21 protein-coding genes are annotated in these 20,813 nt (G+C 72.6%); 11 read left to right on the top strand and 10 right to left on the bottom strand.

Annotated elements, in window-relative coordinates; translation table 11 throughout:
* Positions 1-87 precede the first annotated feature (87 nt).
* Positions 88-1,341 (top strand): geranylgeranyl reductase family protein, encoded by a 1,254-nt coding sequence (locus ACFZBB_RS07140; protein ID WP_391118686.1) that lies wholly within the window; start codon positions 88-90, stop codon positions 1,339-1,341.
* Between the two features lie 46 nt (positions 1,342-1,387).
* Here the strand turns inward: ACFZBB_RS07140 and ACFZBB_RS07135 are convergent, their stop codons facing one another.
* Complete coding sequence (locus ACFZBB_RS07135; protein WP_355343847.1) at positions 1,388-1,852, bottom strand: nitroreductase family deazaflavin-dependent oxidoreductase; 465 nt, start codon at positions 1,850-1,852, stop codon at positions 1,388-1,390.
* Between the two features lie 150 nt (positions 1,853-2,002).
* Between ACFZBB_RS07135 and ACFZBB_RS07130 the strand changes: the two genes are divergently transcribed.
* From ACFZBB_RS07130 to ACFZBB_RS07120, 3 genes are read left to right on the top strand one after another with little or no spacing between them, the layout of a single operon-like run.
* Positions 2,003-2,785: a WHG domain-containing protein gene (locus ACFZBB_RS07130; RefSeq protein WP_391118683.1), complete on the top strand. Its 783-nt coding sequence runs from the start codon at positions 2,003-2,005 to the stop codon at positions 2,783-2,785.
* Between the two features lie 58 nt (positions 2,786-2,843).
* Complete coding sequence (locus tag ACFZBB_RS07125) at positions 2,844-4,271, top strand: histidine kinase (RefSeq protein WP_391118681.1); 1,428 nt, start codon at positions 2,844-2,846, stop codon at positions 4,269-4,271.
* Positions 4,268-4,933, top strand: coding sequence for a response regulator (locus ACFZBB_RS07120; RefSeq protein ID WP_391118679.1), 666 nt, complete (start codon positions 4,268-4,270; stop codon positions 4,931-4,933). The genes ACFZBB_RS07125 and ACFZBB_RS07120 overlap by 4 nt, the downstream gene beginning before the upstream one ends.
* Here ACFZBB_RS07120 and ACFZBB_RS07115 read toward each other — a convergent pair.
* Together ACFZBB_RS07115 and ACFZBB_RS07110 are read right to left on the bottom strand one after the other, a co-directional pair.
* Positions 4,894-5,340: a DUF6332 family protein gene (locus tag ACFZBB_RS07115; RefSeq protein ID WP_391118677.1), complete on the bottom strand. Its 447-nt coding sequence runs from the start codon at positions 5,338-5,340 to the stop codon at positions 4,894-4,896. The genes ACFZBB_RS07120 and ACFZBB_RS07115 overlap by 40 nt on opposite strands.
* A 183-nt stretch (positions 5,341-5,523) precedes the next feature.
* The gene (locus ACFZBB_RS07110) at positions 5,524-7,101 is read right to left on the bottom strand and encodes an MFS transporter (protein WP_391118675.1); all 1,578 of its coding nucleotides are present in this window, start codon (positions 7,099-7,101) and stop codon (positions 5,524-5,526) included.
* 87 nt (positions 7,102-7,188) lie between these two features.
* Here ACFZBB_RS07110 and ACFZBB_RS07105 point away from each other — a divergent pair, with 87 nt between their 5' ends.
* A complete protein-coding gene (locus ACFZBB_RS07105) occupies positions 7,189-7,584 on the top strand; it encodes a MarR family transcriptional regulator (protein WP_391118673.1) in 396 nt (131 codons plus the stop codon).
* A gap of 35 nt (positions 7,585-7,619) precedes the next feature.
* Here the strand turns inward: ACFZBB_RS07105 and ACFZBB_RS07100 are convergent, their stop codons facing one another.
* The 3 genes from ACFZBB_RS07100 to ACFZBB_RS07090 form a co-directional block, all read right to left on the bottom strand.
* Positions 7,620-8,363: a maleylpyruvate isomerase family mycothiol-dependent enzyme gene (locus ACFZBB_RS07100; protein ID WP_391118671.1), complete on the bottom strand. Its 744-nt coding sequence runs from the start codon at positions 8,361-8,363 to the stop codon at positions 7,620-7,622.
* 101 nt (positions 8,364-8,464) lie between these two features.
* Positions 8,465-8,878 (bottom strand): SCO4225 family membrane protein, encoded by a 414-nt coding sequence (locus ACFZBB_RS07095; RefSeq protein WP_391118669.1) that lies wholly within the window; start codon positions 8,876-8,878, stop codon positions 8,465-8,467.
* A 157-nt stretch (positions 8,879-9,035) separates the two neighbouring features.
* On the bottom strand, positions 9,036-10,382 hold the full coding sequence (locus ACFZBB_RS07090) for an MFS transporter (RefSeq protein WP_391118667.1): 1,347 nt from the start codon (positions 10,380-10,382) through the stop codon (positions 9,036-9,038).
* 17 nt (positions 10,383-10,399) lie between these two features.
* Here ACFZBB_RS07090 and ACFZBB_RS07085 point away from each other — a divergent pair, with 17 nt between their 5' ends.
* Positions 10,400-11,632 (top strand): ROK family protein, encoded by a 1,233-nt coding sequence (locus tag ACFZBB_RS07085; RefSeq protein ID WP_391118665.1) that lies wholly within the window; start codon positions 10,400-10,402, stop codon positions 11,630-11,632.
* A gap of 594 nt (positions 11,633-12,226) precedes the next feature.
* Here the strand turns inward: ACFZBB_RS07085 and ACFZBB_RS07080 are convergent.
* Positions 12,227-13,156, bottom strand: a complete 930-nt coding sequence (locus ACFZBB_RS07080) for a DUF2797 domain-containing protein (protein ID WP_391118663.1) — start codon at positions 13,154-13,156, stop codon at positions 12,227-12,229.
* A gap of 216 nt (positions 13,157-13,372) precedes the next feature.
* Here ACFZBB_RS07080 and ACFZBB_RS07075 point away from each other — a divergent pair, with 216 nt between their 5' ends.
* Positions 13,373-13,693, top strand: a complete 321-nt coding sequence (locus ACFZBB_RS07075; RefSeq protein ID WP_391118661.1) for an SHOCT domain-containing protein — start codon at positions 13,373-13,375, stop codon at positions 13,691-13,693.
* A gap of 264 nt (positions 13,694-13,957) precedes the next feature.
* Here ACFZBB_RS07075 and ACFZBB_RS07070 read toward each other — a convergent pair whose 3' ends face one another.
* Positions 13,958-14,467, bottom strand: coding sequence for an ATP-binding protein (locus ACFZBB_RS07070; protein WP_391119282.1), 510 nt, complete (start codon positions 14,465-14,467; stop codon positions 13,958-13,960).
* 252 nt (positions 14,468-14,719) lie between these two features.
* Between ACFZBB_RS07070 and ACFZBB_RS07065 the strand changes: the two genes are divergently transcribed.
* Positions 14,720-15,949: a pyridoxal-phosphate dependent enzyme gene (locus ACFZBB_RS07065; RefSeq protein ID WP_391118659.1), complete on the top strand. Its 1,230-nt coding sequence runs from the start codon at positions 14,720-14,722 to the stop codon at positions 15,947-15,949.
* Positions 15,950-16,003: 54 nt separating this feature from the next.
* Here the strand turns inward: ACFZBB_RS07065 and ACFZBB_RS07060 are convergent, their stop codons facing one another.
* Positions 16,004-16,411 (bottom strand): Rid family hydrolase, encoded by a 408-nt coding sequence (locus ACFZBB_RS07060; RefSeq protein ID WP_391118657.1) that lies wholly within the window; start codon positions 16,409-16,411, stop codon positions 16,004-16,006.
* A gap of 366 nt (positions 16,412-16,777) precedes the next feature.
* Between ACFZBB_RS07060 and ACFZBB_RS07055 the strand changes: the two genes are divergently transcribed.
* From ACFZBB_RS07055 to ACFZBB_RS07045, 3 genes are all read left to right on the top strand, one after another.
* Positions 16,778-17,467 (top strand): molybdopterin-dependent oxidoreductase, encoded by a 690-nt coding sequence (locus tag ACFZBB_RS07055; RefSeq protein ID WP_391118654.1) that lies wholly within the window; start codon positions 16,778-16,780, stop codon positions 17,465-17,467.
* Positions 17,448-18,155 carry a cytochrome b/b6 domain-containing protein gene (locus tag ACFZBB_RS07050; protein WP_391118652.1) on the top strand — a complete coding sequence of 236 codons (708 nt, stop codon included), beginning with the start codon at positions 17,448-17,450 and terminating at the stop codon, positions 18,153-18,155. Before ACFZBB_RS07055 ends, ACFZBB_RS07050 begins: the two co-directional genes overlap by 20 nt.
* A gap of 128 nt (positions 18,156-18,283) precedes the next feature.
* Complete coding sequence (locus ACFZBB_RS07045) at positions 18,284-19,687, top strand: hypothetical protein (RefSeq protein WP_391118650.1); 1,404 nt, start codon at positions 18,284-18,286, stop codon at positions 19,685-19,687.
* A 92-nt stretch (positions 19,688-19,779) separates the two neighbouring features.
* Here the strand turns inward: ACFZBB_RS07045 and ACFZBB_RS07040 are convergent, their stop codons facing one another.
* Complete coding sequence (locus tag ACFZBB_RS07040) at positions 19,780-20,625, bottom strand: DeoR/GlpR family DNA-binding transcription regulator (RefSeq protein ID WP_188286022.1); 846 nt, start codon at positions 20,623-20,625, stop codon at positions 19,780-19,782.
* Between the last annotated feature and the right edge of the window lie 188 nt (positions 20,626-20,813).

Raw genomic sequence — 20,813 nt, 5'->3', positions numbered from 1 at the left:
CACAGCGAGATGTTCCGGACGGGCGCAATAGGATGCGGCTGAACAGGGGCAACACAGCCGGACAGGCCGAGCGGGAGCGAAACAGACGTGAGCGGTGAGCAGGCGGCGCAGGACAGCGGCGCGAACGACGGCGAGGCGCTCGCGGTCTGGGACGTCGTGGTGATCGGCGCGGGCCCCGCGGGGGCCACCGCGGCCCACGCCGCGGCCGTGACGGGCCGTCGGGTCCTCCTCTTGGAGAAGTCCGAACTGCCCAGGTACAAGACCTGCGGCGGCGGGATCATCGGGTCCTCACGGGACGCCCTGCCGCCGGGATTCGAACTGCCCCTGCGCGACCGGGTGCACGCGGTCACCTTCAGCCTCAACGGCAAGCTGACGCGCACCAAGCGCTCCCGGCAGATGCTCTTCGGGCTGATCAACCGGCCCGAATTCGACAACGCCCTCGTGGAGGCCGCCTGCGAGGCGGGCGCCGAGCTGCGCACCGGAGTGACCGTCTCCCGCGTGGAGCAGCACGGTCCCGGTGTCCCCGACCGTCGCACCGTCGCCGTCGTGCTCAACGGCAGCGGCGGCCCGGCGGGCAAGGGCGTCGAGGAGACCGTCTACGCCCGCGCCGTCGTCGGCGCCGACGGCAGTGCGAGCCGGATAGGCGCTCATGTCGGCGTCAAGCTCGACCAGGTCGACCTCGGACTGGAGGTGGAGATCCCGGTCCCCACGTCCGTCGCGGAGGACTGGGCGGGACGGGTGCTGATCGACTGGGGCCCGCTGCCCGGCAGTTACGGCTGGGTCTTCCCCAAGGGCGACTCCCTCACCGTGGGCGTGATCTCCGCCCGCGGCGACGGCAGCGCCACCAAGCGCTACCTGGACGACTTCATCGCCCGCCTCGGCCTGGCCGGGTTCGAGCCCAGCGTCTCCTCCGGCCACCTCACCCGCTGCCGCGCCGACGACTCCCCGCTCTCCCGCGGCCGGGTCCTGGTCTGCGGCGACGCCGCGGGCCTGCTCGAACCCTGGACGCGCGAGGGCATCTCCTACGCGCTGCGCTCCGGCCGTCTGGCGGGGGAGTGGGCGGTGCGCATCGCCGAGTCCCACGACGCGGTGGACGCCAGGCGCCAGGCCCTCAACTACACCTTCGCGGTGAAGGCCGGCCTCGGCGTCGAGATGGGGGTCGGCCGCCGCATGCTGACCCTCTTCGAACGGCGCCCCGGAATGCTGCACGCCGTGCTCACCACATTCCCGCCCGCCTGGCGCGCCTTCGCGGGCATCACCCGCGGCAAGAGCTCGCTCGCCGAACTCGTCCGCACCCACCCGCTCGCCCGCAAGGCACTGGAGGCCGTCGACCGGGCCTGACGTCGGCCCCGGACCGGCTCCGGGTGCTGTGCGGTACTCCCGCGCCTCACTTCCCGTCGGTGGCGTGGACCTGGAAGATGGGGTGGTTGGGCGCTATCGCGCGCAGCTCCTCGTCGGTCGAATCCGGGCCCACGCCGTCGAAGAAGGCTCCGACCTCGGCCTTCCAGCGCTTGAGGTAGGCGCGCAGGATGGCGGGCTTGTCGTCGTCGGCCACCTCGGTGGCGGTGAACTCCTCGACCTTCTTGCCGAGGTGCAGTTCGCCGCCGCCGGCCACCCGCATGTTGTAGGTCCACTGGACGTGGCCGCGCGGGGCCACCAGATACCGCCGGTCCTCGAAGGTCAGCAGATTCACCGGGGTCTGCCGCCACTCACCGCTCTTGCGGCCCCGGACGGCCAGCACCCGCGAACCCCAGACGCTCAAGCCGCGCCGGGTCAGCCAGCCGACCGTGCGATTGAGGACGTTGACCGTGAACCAGCCGGGCTTCTTGACGTGTGCGACCTGCTCAGACATGGCGATCTCTCCGATTTCTCGACTGCTGTCGTGACCGCCTTTGTGAGCGGTGCTCTCGCTTGAGAACAGTGTGTCAGCGCCTCGCGAGAAAAAGCAAGAGCACTGCTCTCTTTCTTGGCTGATGCTCTTGAAGATGGCACACTGACTGCCATGAGCGTGATCAAAGGAGCCAGGGAACGGGCGAGGATCGAAGTCACCGCGGCCATCAAGGAAGAGGCCAGACGCCAGCTCGCAGCCGAGGGAGCGGCGCGGCTCTCGCTGCGCGCGGTCGCACGCGAACTGGGCATGGTCTCATCCGCCCTCTACCGCTACTTCCCGAGCAGGGACGATCTGCTCACCGCTCTCATCATCGACGCCTACGACGCGATCGGCGCGGCGGCGGAGGACGCCCTGGCGCATGCGGCGGAGCAGGGCGCGGCACCGGCCGACCGATGGGTCGCGATCTGCCGCGCCGCCGGCGAGTGGGCCGTCGCCCATCCGCACGAGTACGCGCTGATCTACGGCTCACCCGTACCCGGATACACCGCGCCGCTCGACACCATCGGCCCCGCCTCACGCGCCGCCCTGGCCCTGTTCTCCGTCGTCCGCGACGCCCACCGCGACGGCCTGCTCACGCAGCCGCCCGGCAATCCGCTCGCCGCCCCCGTCCGCGCCGACGCCGCCCGGCTCGCCGCGGAACTGGCCCCCGATCTGCCGGTGCGGACGGTCGCCGCGCTCGTCGCCGCCTGGGCGCAGCTCTTCGGGCTGATCAGCTTCGAGGTCTTCGGCCAGTTCAACCGGGTGGTCGAGGCCCGCCGTGAATTCCTCGACCTGGCAGCCGCGGGACTGGCCCGCCAAGTCGGCCTCGGCGCCCCCGCGAGCGCCTCGGCGGACACCCCTGACGACATACCCGCGGACGCGTCGGCGGCGGGCGGCGTACTCCCCGCGAAGTAGTCGCGGTGCCCCCGTACAGCGGACGCCGCGTCCTGGACCGCGGTCTAGCGTGGAACGCATGAGCCACGAGGAGCCGACAGGGCCGCCGCGCCACGGATTCCCGTTCGCGCGGCCCGTCTGGATCCCCGCACTCGCGCTGGCCTTCGTCCAGGTCGTCGGCACCCGCGTGGCATCGGGCCGCCAGACCGGCCGGGTCGACCTGGACTGGCTCGGCTACCTCCTGCTGCTCGCGGGCCCGGGACTGCTGCTCTTCCGTCGCCGCGCACCGGTCGTCGTGGCCGCCGCGACCTGCGGCGTGACGCTGCTCTACATCACGCTCGGCTACCCCTACGGCCCGGTCTTCGCCAGCCTCGTCGTCGCCTTCTTCAGCGCCGTCGCCGCGGGCCACAGAAGAGCCGTGCCGACCATCGCCCTGGTGTTCTTCGCCGGACACACGCTGATCGGCCAGTGGCTCTACCGCTATCTGCCGCCCTCCGGAGACGGCCGCGCGTCCTGGGCGGAGACCTCCGCGGCCGGTGCCTGGCTGCTCGCGGTGCTGGCCGCCGCCGAGCTGTACCGGGTACGGCGGGAGCAGATCGCCAGGGACCGCCGCGAGCGGGCCGAGGCCGAGCACCGCAAGGCCGACGAGGAGCGCATGCGGATCGCCCGCGAACTGCACGACGTGCTCGCGCACAGCATCTCTGTGATCAATGTGCAGGCGGGCGTGGCCCTCGCGCTGATGGACGAGCGGCCGGAGCAGGCGCGGACGGCGCTGGTCACCATCAAGGCCGCCAGCAAGGAAGCGCTGGGCGAGGTACGGCAGGTGCTCAGTACGCTCCGCGCCCCCGGCGAGGCACCGCGCTCGCCCGCACCGGGCCTCGACCGGCTCCCCGAACTGGTCGAACAGGCGGGCTCCGCGGGCCTGAAGGCCGAGGTCACCGTCGACGGCGCACCGGCCCCGCTGCCGCCCGGCGTCGACCTCGCCGCCTTCCGTATCGTGCAGGAGGCGCTGACGAACATCGTGCGGCACTCCGGCTCCCGCGTCGCCCGTATCCGCCTCGGCTATCGGCCCGGCAGCGTGGAAGTGACCGTCGACGACGACGGACCCGCCGTCGCGGGCGGCGAGAGCGGCGGCGGCAACGGCCTGGTCGGCATGCGCGAGCGGAGCGTCGCGCTGGGCGGCACGCTGGAGGCGGGCCCGCGCCCCGACGGCGGCTTCCGGATCCGCGCGCTGCTGCCGATCGTCGCGCCGGGCGTACCGGGTGGCGGCACCGAGGCCCCAATCGGCCCGACGCCCGGAACCTCCGCCCCGGCCGACCGCCCCGAGGACCCGACCCCACCGGCCGCCACGCCGGCGCCGCGCGCCGTACGATCGGGCACGGCCGAGCCGCCGCCGCAGGACCGCGCCGACCGGCCCACCGCCGCCGACGGAGCCGCTGAGGCGACCGAGTTCACCAAGGCCGCCGAGGCCGCCGAGGCCACCGAGGCCACCGAGGAGCGTTCGTGATCCGCGTGCTGCTGGCCGACGACCAGGTGCTGGTACGCGCCGGATTCCGCGCGCTGCTGGACGCGCAGAGCGACATCGAGGTGGTGGGGGAGGCGGCCGACGGCGAGGAGGCGCTGCGGCTGGTCCGCGACATGACCCCCGACGCCGTGCTGATGGACATCCGCATGCCGCTGACGGACGGTCTGGCCGCCACCCGCCGGATCACCGACGACCCGGCGCTGGCCGAGGTCAAGGTGGTCATCCTCACCACCTTCGAACTCGACGAATACGTCTTCGAGGCGATCCGCGCCGGAGCCTCCGGCTTCCTGGTGAAGGACACCGAGCCGGAGGAACTACTGCGTGCGGTAAGGGCGGTGGTGGGGGGCGACGCGCTGCTGTCGCCCGGTGTGACCCGTCGGCTGATCGCCGAATTCGCCGCTCGTTCCAAGGAGCCCGCGCGGGCGGTCGGCCTGGATCAACTCACCGAGCGGGAAAGGGAGGTGATGGCGTTGGTCGGCATCGGGCTGTCCAACGACGAGATCGCACGCCGCCTCGTCGTGAGCCCGCTCACCGCCAAGACGCACGTCAGCCGCGCGATGGTGAAACTCGGGGCGCGCGACCGGGCCCAACTGGTCGTGATGGCCTACGAGTCCGGGCTCGTCCGTCCCGGCTGGCTGGGCTGACCCGACGTCACCGACCCACCGTCCGAAGGCGAACGGGCCGCCGCCGTACCCAACTCCGCCCCCGAATCCGGACCGGCTCCCGCGCCCGACTCGGCGCCCGCGCCCCTCTCGGTGCCCGCGTCCGCGCCGACCGGTGCCCCCGGTAACGGAATCCGCTCGTGCAGCGCGTGCCCCCGCCGCTCGAAGCGGCGGAGCGTCAGGGCGACGCGCCCGCAGAAGGCGGCCGCGGCGACGATCACCGCGGCGGTGAACCACCCTTCGCGGGCCGTGCCGTGGGCCTCGTCCGCCATGACCGGGCTCACCACCGCCAGAAATCCGATCGCCGCCAGCACGGCGCCCGACACCATGGCGAAGACCATTTCGACTGTGATGGCGTCGCGTTCCGCTTGCGTACGGCTTCCGCGCATCCCCCGCCCCTCCCGTCGCAATCGCGATGCGGCCAAGTCTGCCATGGTGCGACCGGCCCCGCGCGATGCCTTTCGCGCGGGGCCGGTCGTCAAGTGCCCGGATCACCAAGGGAGTCGGAGGGCATCGGAAGGGAAGCGGTAACGGAATCGGACAGTCGGCCGAGCGGTCTGCCGACCGGGCGATCAGTCCCGCACGGCGACCTGTTCCGGCTCGTCGGCCGCCTCGGCGGAGCCCGCGGAACCGGCAGACCCCCTGGCAGCCGCGGAACCGACGGCGCCGGACCGTCCCGCGCCCCCGTTCTCGAAGTCGGCGGACGACGCGACAAGGATGCCGTAGGACGCCTTCCTGCGGGTGAACAGCCCGGACAGGGTCAGCAGCAGGCCCACGAGACCGATGCCGGTGACGACCCACAGGCCGGGCCGGTAACTGTCGAGAATGGCCTGCTTGTTCGCCGGGTGATCGCCGCCGCCGGCGGTGACCACCGCGGTGACCACGGCCAGGAAGATGGCGCCGCCGACCTGGAAGGAGGTGTTGAGCAGTCCGGAGACCATGCCCTGCTCATGGTCCTTGACGCCATTGGTGGCCTGGATGTTGAGGGACGGGAAGGCCAGCGCGAAGGCGGCGCCGAGCAGCAGCATCGACGGCAGGATGGCCGCCGCGTAGTTCGGGTCCAGATTGATCCGGAGGAAGAGGATGTAGCCGATGACCAGCGAGGTGAAGCCGACGGCGATCACCCGTGGTGTGCCGAACCGGTCCACGATCGGGCCCATCCGGGTGGAGAGGACGGCCACCAGGGAGCCCGCGGGCAGGAAGGCGAGCGCGGTGTGCAGGGCGCTCCAGCCCAGCACGTTCTGCATGTACTGCGTGACGAGGAACTGGAAGGCGACGTACGAGCCGAAGAAGGTGGCGCCGCCGAGGTTGGCCCTGATCTGGCTCGACGAGCGCAGGACGCCGAGCCGGATCAGCGGGGACGAGGAGCGGTGTTCGATGGCGACGAAGGACGCCAGCAGGACGGCGACGGCGGCGAAGGAGACCAGCGTGCGGGCCGAGGCCCAGCCCGCCTCGGACGCCGAGACCACGGTGAACACCAGCAACAGCATCGAGGCCGTGCCGGTGACGGCGCCCGGCAGGTCGTAGCCGCGGCCCTTGCCGCTCTCGCGCGGGCTCTTCGGGATGAGCTTCAGACCGGCGGCGAGGGCGATCAGCGCGACCGGCGCGGGCAGCAGCATCGTCCAGCGCCAGCCCGCCTCGGTGAGGAAGCCGGAGAGCACCAGGCCCATGGAGAAGCCGGTGGCGCCGCAGCTCGAGTAGATGGTGAGGGCGCGGTTGCGGACCGGGCCCTCGGCGAAGGTCGTGGTGATGATCGACAGTCCGGCGGGCGCGGTGAACGCGGCGCTGAGGCCCTTGATGAAGCGGGTCGCGATCAGCAGTTCACCCGAGTCGACCAGGCCGCCGAGCAGTGAGGCGACGGCGAAGACGCCGAGCGCGATGAGGAAGACGCGGCGCCTGCCGAGCAGGTCGGCCGCGCGGCCGCCGAGCAGCAGCAGGCCGCCGTAGCCGAGGATGTAACCGCTGACGACCCACTGGAGCGAGGACGTGGAGAGGTCGAGGTCGTGGGCGATCGAAGGCAGCGCCACGCCGACCATCGACACATCGAGTGCGTCGAGGAAGAGCGCCGCGCAGAGCACCAGGAGCGTGCCCCACTGCAGGGCACTCCATCGCTCCTCGGTGCGGGGGACGGTAGAAGACGGAGAGGTCATGGAGGCGAGACTTACATGCGCACGCATTCAATGCAAGCGCATTTAATGTCCGTGCATGAAGGGTTCGCTTTCTGCTACCGTGCAGACATGACCGGCGACAAGGGTGAGCGGGCGCTCGTGGACGAGTGGCGGCAGATCCTTGCCGTTCACGCGCGCACGGCATGTGAACTCGACCGTGAGCTGCACCAGTACGGGCTCGGCGCCAGCGACTTCGAGGTGCTGGACCTGCTCGCCTCCGGCGACCCCCGCGACGGCGGCTGCACCTTCCGCGTCCAGGAGTTGGCCGACCGCGTCCACCTCAGCCAGAGCGCGCTGTCCCGGCTCGTCGCCCGGCTGGAGAAGGACGGTCTCGTTGACCGCGGCATCTGTAGCGAGGACCGCCGGGGCGTACGCGTCGGCCTCACCGAGACCGGCCGCGCCCGCTACGAGCAGGCCCGCCCCTGCCACCGCGCCGTGCTGGAACGGATGCTCGTCCAGAGCTGATCCCGTTCGTCAATCCGCGGGTCCCGGTCCGTTCGTCAGGTGATCTTCGCCGTCCGCCGCCACAGCTCCACCAGCGCGTCGTCACCCGTCACCGACAGCCGCTCGTACGGCGCGCGGTTCCACAGCGCCAGATAGAGGTCGGCCGCCGAGTCGGTGACGGTGCAGTCCGCCTCACCGGACGCGTCGCGCTCCGCGGTCGGGGCCTCGGGCGAGAGCCGCAGCAGCCACTCGCGGGCGCCGCCCGGCACGTCGGTCGCCCGGACCCGCAGTGTGCGCGGCCGGTCGGTGCGGAGCTTGGCCCGCCGCCTGGCCTGGAAGCCGGTCAGTAGTTCGTCCACGCCGTCCGCCGCGAAGCCGGTGTCCAGCGGGGACGGGTCGCGGCCGAGTGCCGCCTCCGCGTCGATCCGGTGGATCGTCGTCTCATGGGCCTGGCGCCGCGCCCAGAAGGCCAGCGGCGATGGCGCCGCCAGGAAGAACCAGCACGTCAGATCGGCGGGGGCGGCGACCAGCGCTTCCGTCAGTCGCCGATGCGTACCCCGGTACCAGTCCACCAGTTCCGGGTCGTCGGGCACCGCCGGGTCCAACGGCTCGCGTTCCATGCGGCCTTCGGCGACGTACCCGGTGGCCCAGCGGTGCACCGCGCCGGTGTGCGCCAGCAGGTCGCGCACCCGCCAGCCTGGGCACGGCGGCACGGGCGCGTCGAGACCGGCGCTGCCCGCCGCGTCGGCGAGCAGCGTGCCCTCGTCGCGCAGCGTGTCGATGAACTCGGCCGTCTCCATGCTCCCCGTCCGCCTCCCCGTCCGCTGATCGCTCTCCATGCGCGGATTCTCGCAGGGCGGTCACCGTGCGGGCGAGGGAGTAAATGGGGCCGGCGGCCCGCTCAGCGGGTGGGCCGGGCGCCCGTCTCCGCGGCCGTCGAGCCGTCGGCGGAGCGCTCGCCCCTGGCATCGGCGCGGCGGCGGGCGTACCTGGCCGCGTAGCCGAGCAGTACGGCGTTGAGCGCCGCGGAGATCAGCGCGGCCACGACGGTCAGCGTCCAGCCGGACCAGCCGAAGGCGGTGCCACGGGTGTCCATGCCGCCGACCGCGGCGAAGAGCGCCCAGATCAGCGGCGTCCACGGCAGCGTCAGCAGCACCAGCAGTACGGCGGTGAGCGAGGCGTTGCGGTGCGAGAAGACCGCGGTGTCCAGCAGCATCAGTGCCAGCGCGGCGCCGACGACGTACAGATAGCCGCGGGAGATCCGTTCCCGGTGCAGCGGGCCGGTGGCGGTGGTCAGCCAGGACGGTATGCGCATCGCTCCTCCTTGCGGTTCCGAACCCGTACGGTTCCGGCCCGTGAGGCTCCGACGCCTTCGCTCCGCCCGGTCTCCGGGCCCTACGCTTCCGGCAGTGGATCTCGCGGCCGGGGACCAGCATGCCGTGATACGTGGCGGTGAGCGCCTGTTCCGTCGGTCACTTCTCGGCGCGCGCGGCGCTGTTCCGTACGCCGTAGGCGATTGCCGCCGCGACCGCGGCCAGTGCGGAGACGGTGGTCAGCGCGGTGGGCAGGCCGACGGCGTCGGTGAGGAAGCCGATCGAGGGCGGGCCGAGCAGCATGCCGCCGTAGCCGAGGGTGGAGGCCGCCGCGACGCCGCCGGGGCCGGTCAGTTCGCCCGCCCTGGCCATGGCGGTGGGGAAGAGGTTGGCCAGGCCGAGCCCGGTGACGGCGAAACCGGCCACCACGACCGGGGTGGACGGCGCCAGCGCGCCGATCAGCATCCCCGCGGAGGCGGTGAGGCCGCCCAGCACCAACGCCCGTGTCTGTCCCAGACGTTCGATCAGCGCGGTACCGGAAAGGCGGCCGAGCATCATCGCGCCCGCGACCGCCGCGTAACCGGCCGCCGCGATGCTCGACCCGCCGTGCAGATCCTGCTCGATGTGCAGCGGCCCCCATTCGGCGAGCGCGCCCTCGCCGTACGCGGAACACGCCGCGATCAGACCGAAGAGGAGGACGATCAGCCCGGTCCTGGCGGGCTTGCCGGGCGCCGTCTTCGCGGCGGGCGCGTGCACCGGGTCCGTCGGCGTCGGGGTGACCGCGTCGGCAGGTGCCGCGGCCGTACGGGCCGGGCCGTCCGCGAGCGGCGGTTCCGTACGGGCCTGTACGGGTCCGGCCATCTGGCGTGCCGCGACCGCCGACGGCTGCCGCAGCGGGTGCGCCAGCAGGACGCGTCCGGCGAGGAAGACCGTCAGCAGGCCGATCGGGGTGAGCAGCAGCAGGTGCGTGGCGGCCGACAGGTGCGGTGCCAGCAGGCCGCCGAGCCCCGCGCCGAGCAGCCCGCCCATGCTGTACGCCGCGTGGAAGCTGGACATGACCGGGCGGCGCATGGCCGCGACCAGGTCGACGGCGACGCTGTTGATCGCCACGTTCATGCCGCCGTAGGCCACTCCGAACAACAGCAGGACGAGGCCGAGGGCGAGTGCCGAGTGCGTCCTCGGGGGCAGGGCGATGCTCAGGGAGAGGAGGATGCCGGTCAGCACTGTCACCCGGCGGCTGCCGAAGCGGCGGCAGAGCCGTCCGGTGAGCACCATCGTGGCGATGGCGCCGACGGAGACACCGAGGAGCGCGAGGCCCAACTGACCGGCGGTCGCGCCGGTCTGGGCCTTGATCGCGGGAATGCGGACGACCCACCCGGCGAAGAGGAAGCCGTCGACGGCGAAGAAGACGGTCAGGGCGACGCGCAGGCGGCGTAGGGCAGGAGAGGGTGGGGGAGTGTGGTGGGATCGGCCGAGGGCCGTCCCTATTTTGTTTAGCGTCGGCACAAAGTCAGAATAGAGGGGTGACACAGATTCGGACAAGGCTTGAGAGGGGTCGGGGCGCGCTCGGCCCGGCACTCTCCCTCGTGCACACCGGCCGCGCGGCGACCCGCGCCCTGCTCACCGCGGAGCTCGGAGTGACCCGCGCCACGGCCGGGGCGGTGGCCGCGGAGCTGGAGGCGCTGGGACTGATCCGGGTCGACACCCGGCCCACCGGACCCTCCGGCGCCCAGGGCCGTCCCTCCCACCGGCTCGACGTGGCCCCAGGCGGACCGGTCGCGCTCGCCGCCCAGGTGCACGCCGACGGATTCCGGGCTGCGCTGGTCGGACTCGGCGGCGAGATCGTCGCCACCGCGCCCGGCTCCATGACCGTGCACGCCGACCCCGCGCATGTGCTCGCCGCGGTCGTGGAGGCCGGAGCGAAGCTGCTGAGCGCGTCGGGACGGGTCTGCGTCGGCGCGGGCCTCGCCGTACCGTCCGCCGTCGCGGAGCCCGAGGGCACCGCACTCAACCCCCTGCACCTCGCGTGGCCCGCGGGCGCCCCCGTACGGCAGGTGTTCGCGAGCCAGATCGCCCGCGCCGGCATCACGGGACCAGACGGCGACCCCGTCCCCTCCTTCATCGGCAACGACGTCAACGTCGCCGCGCTCGCCGAACACCGGCACGGCGCGGGACGCGACGCCCAGCACCTGCTCGTCGTCGCCTCGGGACACCGCGGTGTCGGTGGCGCCCTGGTCCTCGACGGCCGTCTGCACACCGGCAGTTCAGGGCTCGCCCTGGAGGTCGGCCACCTCACCGTGCTGCCCGACGGCCGCCCCTGCCACTGCGGCAGCCGCGGCTGTCTCGACGTCGAGGCCGACCCGCTGGCCTTCCTCGAAGCGGCCGGTCGCGCGCCGGGGCCCGAGGGCTCGCTGCTCCAGCAGTCCATCGACCTGCTCCGCAGGGAGTACGACGACCCGTCCGACCCCTCCGTCCGCGACGCCGCGCACACCCTCATCGACCGCCTCGGCCGCGGTCTGGCCGGGCTCGTCAACGTCCTCAACCCCGATCGCATCCTTCTCGGCGGCCTGCACCGCTATCTGCTGGACGCCGATCCGGAGCGTCTGCGGGCCGTTGTCGCCGATCACAGCCTTTGGGGGCGCAGCGGTAGTGTGCCGCTGCTTGCCTGTGCTCTGGACCACAACAGCCTTGTCGGGGCGGCGGAGTTGGCGTGGCAGCCGGTACTGGATGATCCGCTGGCGCTGCTGGGCGGGTGAGCGGAGCCCGTTCGTTTGGCGGTTCGCCGCTGTGCGGTTTGTCTTGCCCGCCCGCCCACCCGTGCGGGTGTTTTGTCGTCTGCGGGTGCCGCTTGTGCCCGGTCGGTCCCGGTCCGGGGCACCTCCTCGGGCGACGAACGTGCGGGCACCTGCGCCTGCTTCTGGCCTTGCCCGTTCGTCCCCCTGCGGGGGCACCCCGGCCCGTCCCCTCCTCGCCCGTCGGCGTCCGCCCGCCGGTGGGGGTGGCCGGGATGGGTGTCAAAGACCGTGAGGGTGCCCCGAGCGTCCTCCGCCCTCAGGGGGCGTTCTCCGACCCACTGGGGGGGCAACTTGCCCAGGGCGGTTCGCCGGAAGAACCTCCTCCCCGGCAACCCCCACCGGACCGTCGGGCGCCGACGTACCGGGAGGGGACGGGCCGGGGTGCCCCCGCAGAAATGCGGTGACAGGAACGGCACCGGATACGAGGGAGCAGGCGGCCGCATTTCGAGGAGGTGCCCCGGACCGGCACCGACCAGGCACAGGCGGCACCCGCAGACGGAAAAGCACCCGCACGGGTGGGCGGGCGGGCAAGACAAACCGCACAGCGGCGACCCCTCAGAAGAGTGGCGGCGGGGCTTCCTTGGTCGGCGCGGTGACGGCCGTCGGGACGTCCGTCGGCGCCCCGTACGGCGGGCGCAGCAGGGACCAGCCCTGGGCGAGCCGGGTGTCGAGGAGCAGAAGGCGGCCCGAGCCTTCCGCCCCCTCCGGGAGGGAGGACGCCTCCGGCTCCGAGACCCGCACGTAGACGTCGTAACCGGCCGCCGCCCTGACCGTCCCGGTCACAGTGCTGCCCGGCGGCAGCGCGGTGATGCGGGCTGCCGGAGGCGGGAGTTGGCCGGGGGAGAGGCCGAACAGGACGGCGTGGTCGACGACTTCGCAGGGCCGAGCCCGCAAGGTGTCGGGGAGCAGGCCGGCCACCGAGGCGTGCAGGCCACGCAGTTCGGCCGCGCGGGCCTCCGCGTCGGGCAGCGCGTGGCGGGCGGCGCGCTTGGCCGGAGCGGAGACGCGGTCGGGGACGCCGAGGGCCGAGCCCAGGATCGCCTCGGTACGGCGGGCCGTCATCAGTGGCCCCTCGCCGAGGAAGGTGAAGCAGACGGCGGCCTGCTCCCGCAGCCTGGCCGCGCCGCGTTCGGCCGCTGTGATGCCCACCTTGAGCAGCCCGGGGCCGAACCAGGCCAGATAGACGGCGTACGGCCGCGGATCGTCCGCCTTGGTGTCGGCCGCCACCGAATACGAACGGTCCAGCGCCGCGCACCGCTCGCACTGATCGCGCCGTACGTCGGGAGGCAACTGCGCGGCGTAAGGACACGTCACGTACCGGCCGCCGCGCCACACCCCCGCGCAGGTGCGTACCGCGTCCGCGCCGACGGCCAGGGACAGCGGTCCGCCGAGCCGCAGCGGGCTCGACCGGCCGCGGTGCACCGGATGCCACCACGTCCACTCGGGACCGCCCTGACCCCAGCCCAGTCCCGTGCAGCGCCACATGTCCCCGACCCTAGGGCAGGGGTACGACAGCGTCCGCCCTCGACCGCCGGCGTCGGTGCCCGCACCGCCGGGAGCAGTGCCGGGACCGCCGCGTACTCCGCGGGTGGTAGCGCGGGTGCCGCTGGCGGTACGACGACGGGCGGGCCGTGGAGGACGAGGCTCGGTGGTGTCGGAAGAAACCTCCCGACACGGCATCCACCGAGGAGTTGACGGGCGATGAACACCCTGGCTTGGCATGACGGCGGGCCCGGCCCGTGGATCCTGTTCCTGCCCCTGATCTGGGCGGCCGTGGTCGTCACCGTGATCACCGTGCTGCGCCGCACCGTCTGGCGCGGACGCGGGCGCGGCGGCCCCTGGCGTACGGCGCCCTGGCGGTCGCAGGCGGCCACCGAGGCCGCGGAGAACTCGCCGGTCACCCTGCTCGGCCGCCGCTTCGCCGCGGGCGAGATCGACGAGGACGAGTACTGGCGCCGGCTGTCGGTCCTGGACGAGCGCTTCGGCCGTGACCTGCGCGAGGGCAAGAGCGGTACGGCGTGAGCGCGCTGCCCGGCGGCCCGCCCGACGGGCGGCCCGGCCGGACGTCCTGCGGGCCGTCGCCGCCGAGTGAGGCAGCGGGGCACGGCGGCCAGGCACGACAGCGAGACACGACAGCGGGGCACGGGGCACGGCGGAGGGGCGCGCGCAGACGGACCGGCCGCCGTATCCACACGGGGGATACGACGGCCGGTTCCGTGGCCTCGCGGATCGCCGCGCAGGCACCGTACGGGATCGCCGTGACGGGCGGCCTGCGCACCGGGTCGGTCAGGCGACCGGTACGGCGATACTGGCGGCGACGGCGGCGATGCGCTCACGCGGGGGCTCGACGGCCACAGCGGCACGCAGCGGGACCAGCGACGGCCGCGGCATCGGTGTGCGGAGCACGAACCACACGACCTTGCCGCCGTCCTCGGGCAGTAGATCGGTGCCCCAACTGTCGCTCACCGCCTCCACCATGGCCAGCCCGCGACCGGCGGTCGCCAGCGGCTCCGCGGCGGCCGGTGCCAGCTTCGGCAGCCTCGGGTCGTTGTCGGCGACGGCCACCGTGAGGCGGTCGGACGCGTGCGACAGACGCACCGAGCAGTGCTTGTCGGGCTTGGCGTGGCGGTGGACGTTCGCGAGCAGTTCGCTGATGCCGAGCGACGCCGCGTCGATCAGCGGGTCGAGGCGCCAGTAGCGAAGCTGGGCGGACACGATGCGCCGGATCTGCTGGATCCGGTACGGATGCGCGTCGAGTTCGAGCGCACACTCTCTGTCGGTTTGGTCGGCTTGCATGATCACGGCTGCGACTCCCTCCGCGGCGGGGGCCGGAACACCGCGGGGCGGGTCCGGGACGTACGCCGCTCCGATGGGAACACCTGAGCGAAAATGCGTAGAGTGACTGCTACAGCACTCCGTGATGCGATTTCAGAGTCTCCCCAGGTGGCCGAATCCGCAACTTCCGGGACCCGTCGCCCGCCTGCGCAAAGGGCGCCCGGGCCAGTGCTGGACCGCTTTCCGGTGGTTTAGCCGCTTATGATCCACGGCATGGACGCGAACGATTCGGACGAGACCGGCGAGCGATCGGACGGGGCGAGCGGCGCGGGACGAGCCTGCGAGGGAGCCGGAACGGCGGGGGCGACCGGTGCGGCCGGGGCGAGCGACCGGGCGGGCGGCCGTACGGGCACGGTGGACCTCGACCGCACCGACACCGGCTACCGCGCCTGGCTGAAGGAAGCCGTCCGCAAGGTCCAGGCCGACGCCAACCGGTCCGCCGACACCCACCTGCTGCGCTTCCCGCTGCCCGAGTCGTGGGGCATCGACCTCTACCTCAAGGACGAGTCCACCCACCCGACCGGCTCGCTCAAGCACCGCCTCGCCCGCTCGCTCTTCCTCTACGGGCTGTGCAACGGCTGGATCCGCCCCGGCAAGCCGGTCATCGAGGCGTCCAGCGGCTCAACTGCCGTGTCCGAGGCCTATTTCGCCGGTCTCATCGGCGTGCCCTTCGTCGCGGTCCTCCCGCGCACCACCGCGCACGAGAAGCAGCGGCTGATCGAATTCCACGGCGGCCGGTGTCATCTCGTGGACGACCCGCGCACGGTCTACGAGGTCTCCGCGCGGCTCGCGGCCGAGACCGGCGGGCACTACATGGACCAGTTCACGTACGCCGAGCGCGCGACCGACTGGCGCGGCAACAACAACATCGCCGAGTCGATGTTCCAGCAGCTCCGCCGTGAGCGGTACCCGGACCCGGCCTGGATCGTCGCCACCGCGGGGACCGGCGGCACCTCGGCGACCATCGCCCGCTACGTGCACTACATGCAGCACGACACACGGATCTGCGTCGCCGACCCGGAGAACTCCTGCTTCTTCGACGGCTGGCTGACCGGCGACAAGTCCGTTTCCTGCGAACGGGGTTCACGGATCGAGGGGATCGGACGGCCGCGCATGGAGCCGAGCTTCGTGCCCGGCGCGATCGACCGCATGATGAAGGTCCCGGACGCCGCCTCGGTCGCGGCCGTACGCGCCCTCGACACGGCCATCGGCCGCAAGGCGGGCGGCTCCACCGGCACCGGGCTGTGGGGCGCCTTCAAGATCATCGCAGAGATGGTCGCGGAGGGGCGCACCGGCAGCGTCGTCACCCTGATCTGCGATCCGGGCGACCGCTACCTCGACAAGTACTATTCCGACGCCTGGCTCGCGGCGCAGGGCCTGGACATCGCGCCGTACGCGGCGGCGATCGACGCCTTTCTGGCGGACGGCAGTTGGCCGGATTGACGCCGGGTCAGGTACGAGGTCGGCGCGCGGTCCGGCTCCGGACCCGATGCCTGATCAGATCGCCGCCAGCGCGTCGATCTCCACCCGGAACGCCGGGTTGACCAGCCCGGCGACCCGTACCAGGGAACACGCGGGGAGCCTCTGCGGGACCAGGAATTCGTCCCGCACCCGCCGGAAGGCGGCGAGGTCGGCGAGATCGGTGAGGAAGACGGTGAGCTTCACGATCCGGTCCGGCGTCGCGCCCGCGGCGGCCAGCGCCGCCACGAGATTGACGAACACCTGCCGGATCTGGACCTCCGCGTCGTCCTCGCCGACCAGCGTGCCATCCGCCTCGAGCGGCACCTGACCCGACACCGCGACCATGCGCCCCGTGAACGCCACCGCGTGGCTGTACCCGTTGACCGGCGGCAGCCCTTCCGGCCGCTCGTAGTGCGCGATGTCCGACTGATCCTTGTCACCCATGACCGGCATGGTGGCACAGCCGCCGCACGGCCCCGCACCCGCACCCGCCGCGACCTCGCGGAACGCACAGCGGACGCGGATAAACGGACCCGGATGTGACGAAACTCTGACGGAGGCCCGCCGACCCTGGCCAGCGGGCCTCCGGCGTGCTCGAATCGAGGAATGGAAGACAGCACGTCCCACCCGGTGAGGTCACCGGAACCGCTTCCGCCGTCGGCAGTCCCGGACACCCCGAATTCGCCGGACACCCCCAGAACGCCGGACACCCCCAAACCGTGGGACACCCCGGACTCACAGGACGCTCCGGACTCACAGGACGCTCCGGACTCCCCGGAAGGCGCGGAATCGGAAGGGCGCGGCGCCCCCGTGGGGCGCCGAGTCATCCTCGGCATGCTGGGACTCGGCGCCGTCGGCGTCGGCGTGGGCAGCGCCGTCCAGGGCAGGCTCGACACGATCCTGGCGTCGGTCAGCGCCAAGGACCCCACCGGGGTGACCGGACTGCTGCCCGGCGGCGGCGGTTTCCGCTTCTACTCGGTGTCCAACTCCATCCCGCACCGGGGCGAGAACGACTACCGGCTGACCGTCGGCGGCCTCGTCGACAAGCCCGTCTCGTACCGCCTCGCCGATCTGCGGGCGCTGCCGCAGGTGCGGATGGTGCACGATGTGCAGTGCGTCACCGGCTGGCGGGTGCCGAGCACCGCCTTCTCCGGGGTGCGGCTGTCCACCCTGCTCGACGCGGCGGGCGTCCAGGCCGAGGGCGGAGCGATCCGCTTCAACTGCTTCGACGGCGTCTACACCGAGAGCCTCACCATGGAGCAGGCCAGGCGGCCCGACATGCTGGTGGCCCTCACCATGAACGACAAGCCCGTCACCGACGCGCACGGCGGCCCCGTACGGCTCTACGCCGCGCCCATGTACTTCTACAAGTCCGCCAAGTGGCTGTCCGGAATCACGGTCACCAAGGACGTCGAACCCGGCTACTGGGAGCACTACGGCTATGACGTGGACGGATGGGTCGGCAAGTCGAACGGCCGCCATGATGACCCGACTACGTGAGGCGCGGGCCGTCACCGGGCTGCGCCGCTTCACCCGCGCCGAGACCTGGGTGCACCGCTCACTGGCCTGGCTGATGGGCGTGTGCGTGTTCACCGCCGCCTGTCTGTACTTCCCGCCGCTGTCGGAGATCGTCGGCCGCAGACGGCTGGTCGTCACCGTCCACGAGTGGTCCGGCATCCTGCTCCCGGTACCGGTGATCCTGGGACTGGCCTCGCGCGCCTTCCGCCGGGACGCGAGCGGGCTCGGCCGGTTCTTCCCGCACGACTGGCGCTGGCTGCGGGCCGCGCTGCGCACCCGCAGGCGCGAGCCGAGCCTGGCGGGCAAGTTCAACGCGGGCCAGAAGCTCTTCGCCGCCTTCAGCGTCGGCGCGGTGCTGGTGATGACCGGCAGCGGGCTGATCATGTGGTTCCCCCGGATGTCCCCGCTGCTCTACCGCACCGGCGCCACCTTCGTGCACGACTGGCTGGCGCTCCTGCTGGCCGCCGGGATCACCGGACACGTCTGGTTCGCCAGCAAGGACCCCGAGGCGCGGCGCGGCCTGCGCACCGGTTACGTACCGCGCTGGTGGATCAAGGAGGAACACCCGCTGTGGCAGCCGGAATCCCCGACCGAGGGTGACGGGGAGGGGAGCGGCGGCGGCCGTGCTCCGGGGAAGACGGGGAAGACCACGACGCGCGGGCCGCGCTGAACTCCTGGGCGCCCGCGCGGCCGGTTCGCGGTCGCACGTACCTTTCGCGGCAGTTCTGTTACGGGCCGGACACCGGGCGGTCGCTCCGGGGCCACCGGGGTTTCGCGGGACGCGCCTAGCGTCGCCGCATGACGACGTCTCAGGTGACGCGGCCCCCGGCGGGCGACCCGCCGGCGGTGGTGGCCCTAACGGTCAGGCAACTGGAGACGATACGCGCGCCGCGGCGCGGCCTTCGACGGGGGAAGGCCGGGCCGCGGCGGCTCGGCGCCAGGGCCGTGACGGCGCTGGCGCTGCTGGCCGCGCTGTGCGCCGTCGCGGTCGCCGGGGCGATCGGCGTACGGTCCGACACCGCGGGGCTGCGGGACGCGGTGACCCAACGGGCCGCCGTGGCGGGTCAGTTGCGCTTCGCCCTGGCCGACCTGGACGCCCAGCGGGCCGACACCCTCGCGCCGGGCCGATCCGCCACCGACGCACAGGTCGAGGTCGGCAACCAGCTCATCGCGCTGATCACCGCGCAGCAGCGGCGCGCCGAAATCAGCGATCTGCTGCGGCAGCTCGCCGCCGACCGCTCGCAGAGCGTCCGGGTGCGGGACCTGCTCGACGGGCTCGGCCGTTACGACGACCTCAGCGGCCGGGCCGCGTACGTGGACGAACAGCAGCCCGACCGCACCGCGGGCCACCCGCCGCCGCGCGCCGTGGCCATGAACGTCCAGGCCGGGCAGATCATGCACGACCAGCTCCTGCCCGAGGCCACGGAGTTGTCCGCCGGGTACGAGGCGAAGGCGGCGCAGTTGGAGTCCGCGGCCCACTCGGCCGCCCTGTGCTGGGCCCTGGTCATCGGTGTCGTCGGCCTGCTGACGCTCGGCTTCCTCCTGTGGTGGCAGTGGGAACTGGCCACCGACTACCGGCGGTTGTTCAACCTGGCGCTGGTCGCGGCCACCGCCGCCGCGCTGCTCGTCACCCTCGTGGGTACCCTCGCCCTCACCTCGTCCGCCGACGCCGTGACCGCCGCCGGCCGCGAAGGGCTGCGCCCCTGGTCCCGGCTGGCCGAGGCCCGCGCCACCGCCGCGCAGGCCGCCGCGAGCGAGAGCCGTTGGTTCGTCCACGACGCGGCCTACGGGGTCGCCGATCAGCGGCAGTTCGACGGTCTGGTCAAGCAACTCGACGGACTGCTCAGCCCCGACGGATACGCCACCGCGGCCGAACGCGCCGCGTACGAGGACGTTCTCACCCGCTACCGCCACTTCCTCGCCGACGACAAGCGGCTGCGGTCACTGAAGTCGCGGGGCAGGACGGACGAGGCCGCGGTCGTCCTGACCAATGTCGGACGCGGTGACGTGGCCTTCGACTTCTGGGACTTCGCCACCACCCTGGACGTTCTCGCGGGCCGCCAGCTCGACGACTTCGACACGCACGCGAGGGCCGCCCACGACGATCTGGCGGCCTGGCCCCAGATCCCGGCGGGCGCGCTCGGCGCGGCCGGTCTGCTGGTGCTCCTCGCCGTGCGTGCACGCTTCGCCGAATACCGCTGAGCCGCTGGACGGCCTGAGCCGAGGTCCTGGACGACCTGAGCCGAGTCCGTGGCCGGCCTGAGCAGAGGTCCTGAACGCCCTTGGCCGGGTGGTCAGTTGTCGGCCGCGCCCGTCGAGCCCTCCGGCTCCTCGGCGACCATCAGCTCCGACAGGTGCTCGGCGATCTCCGCGCGCAGCACCTCGGGAATGCCCGCGTCCGTCACGAGAGTGTCCACGTCCTCCAGCGAGGCGAAGGAACTCAGGCCCACCGTGCCCCACTTGGTGTGGTCGGCGATCACCACGACGCGGCGGGCGGACCGTACGAACTGCCGGTTGGTCTCGGCCTCCGCGAGATTCGGCGTCGACAGGCCCGCCTCCACGGAGATGCCGTGCACGCCGAGGAAGAGCAGGTCGAAGTGGAGGGACTGGATCGCCCGGTCCGCGACAGGGCCGACCAGCGTCTCCGACGGGGTGCGCACACCACCGGTGATGACCACGGTCGCGCTCGCCTCGCCGCTGTGGGCGCCGGTCCGCCGCTGCCCCGACTGGAAGACGTCCGCGACCCGCACCGAGTTGGTGACCACGGTCAGATCCGGCACGTCCAGCAGATGGTGGGCCAGCGCGAAGGTGGTCGTGCCGCCCGCGAGCGCGATGGCGCTGCCCGGCGTGACCAGGGTCGCCGCCGCCCGCGCGATGGCCTCCTTCGCGCCCAGCTCAAGCGCCGACTTCGCCTCGAAGCCCGGCTCGTGGCTGCTGGCCTCGACGACCGGCACCGCGCCGCCGTGCACCTTCTCCACGACGCCCTGCCGGGCCAGCGCGTCGAGATCGCGCCGCACCGTCATGTCGGAGACGTTCAGCCGCCGCGTCAGCTCGTTGACCCGGACACCGCCGCGCCGCCGCACCTCGTCGAGGATCAGGGCCCGCCGCTGCTCCGCGAGCAGGTTCTGGTTGTCGCTCACCCGTGACCCCGTCCCGTCCGTCTCGTTGTCCGCGATGCCGTCCACCGACGTGCTGCGGTCATCTTTCCATGAGCGGCGACATCGCGTGTACGTCAGGTGACCGGACCGGTACGACTTCCGACCGTCGACATCACGATTACGGCACGGCTGCCGGGCCTGGCGGCTGCCCGCCGGCCGGGCGGGCACCA

Source organism: Streptomyces sp. NPDC008139 (assembly GCF_042957025.1).
Lineage (GTDB): Bacteria > Actinomycetota > Actinomycetes > Streptomycetales > Streptomycetaceae > Actinacidiphila.
The sequence above is the reverse complement of the archived record's forward strand: the minus strand, read 5'-3'. Positions and strand labels throughout refer to the sequence as shown.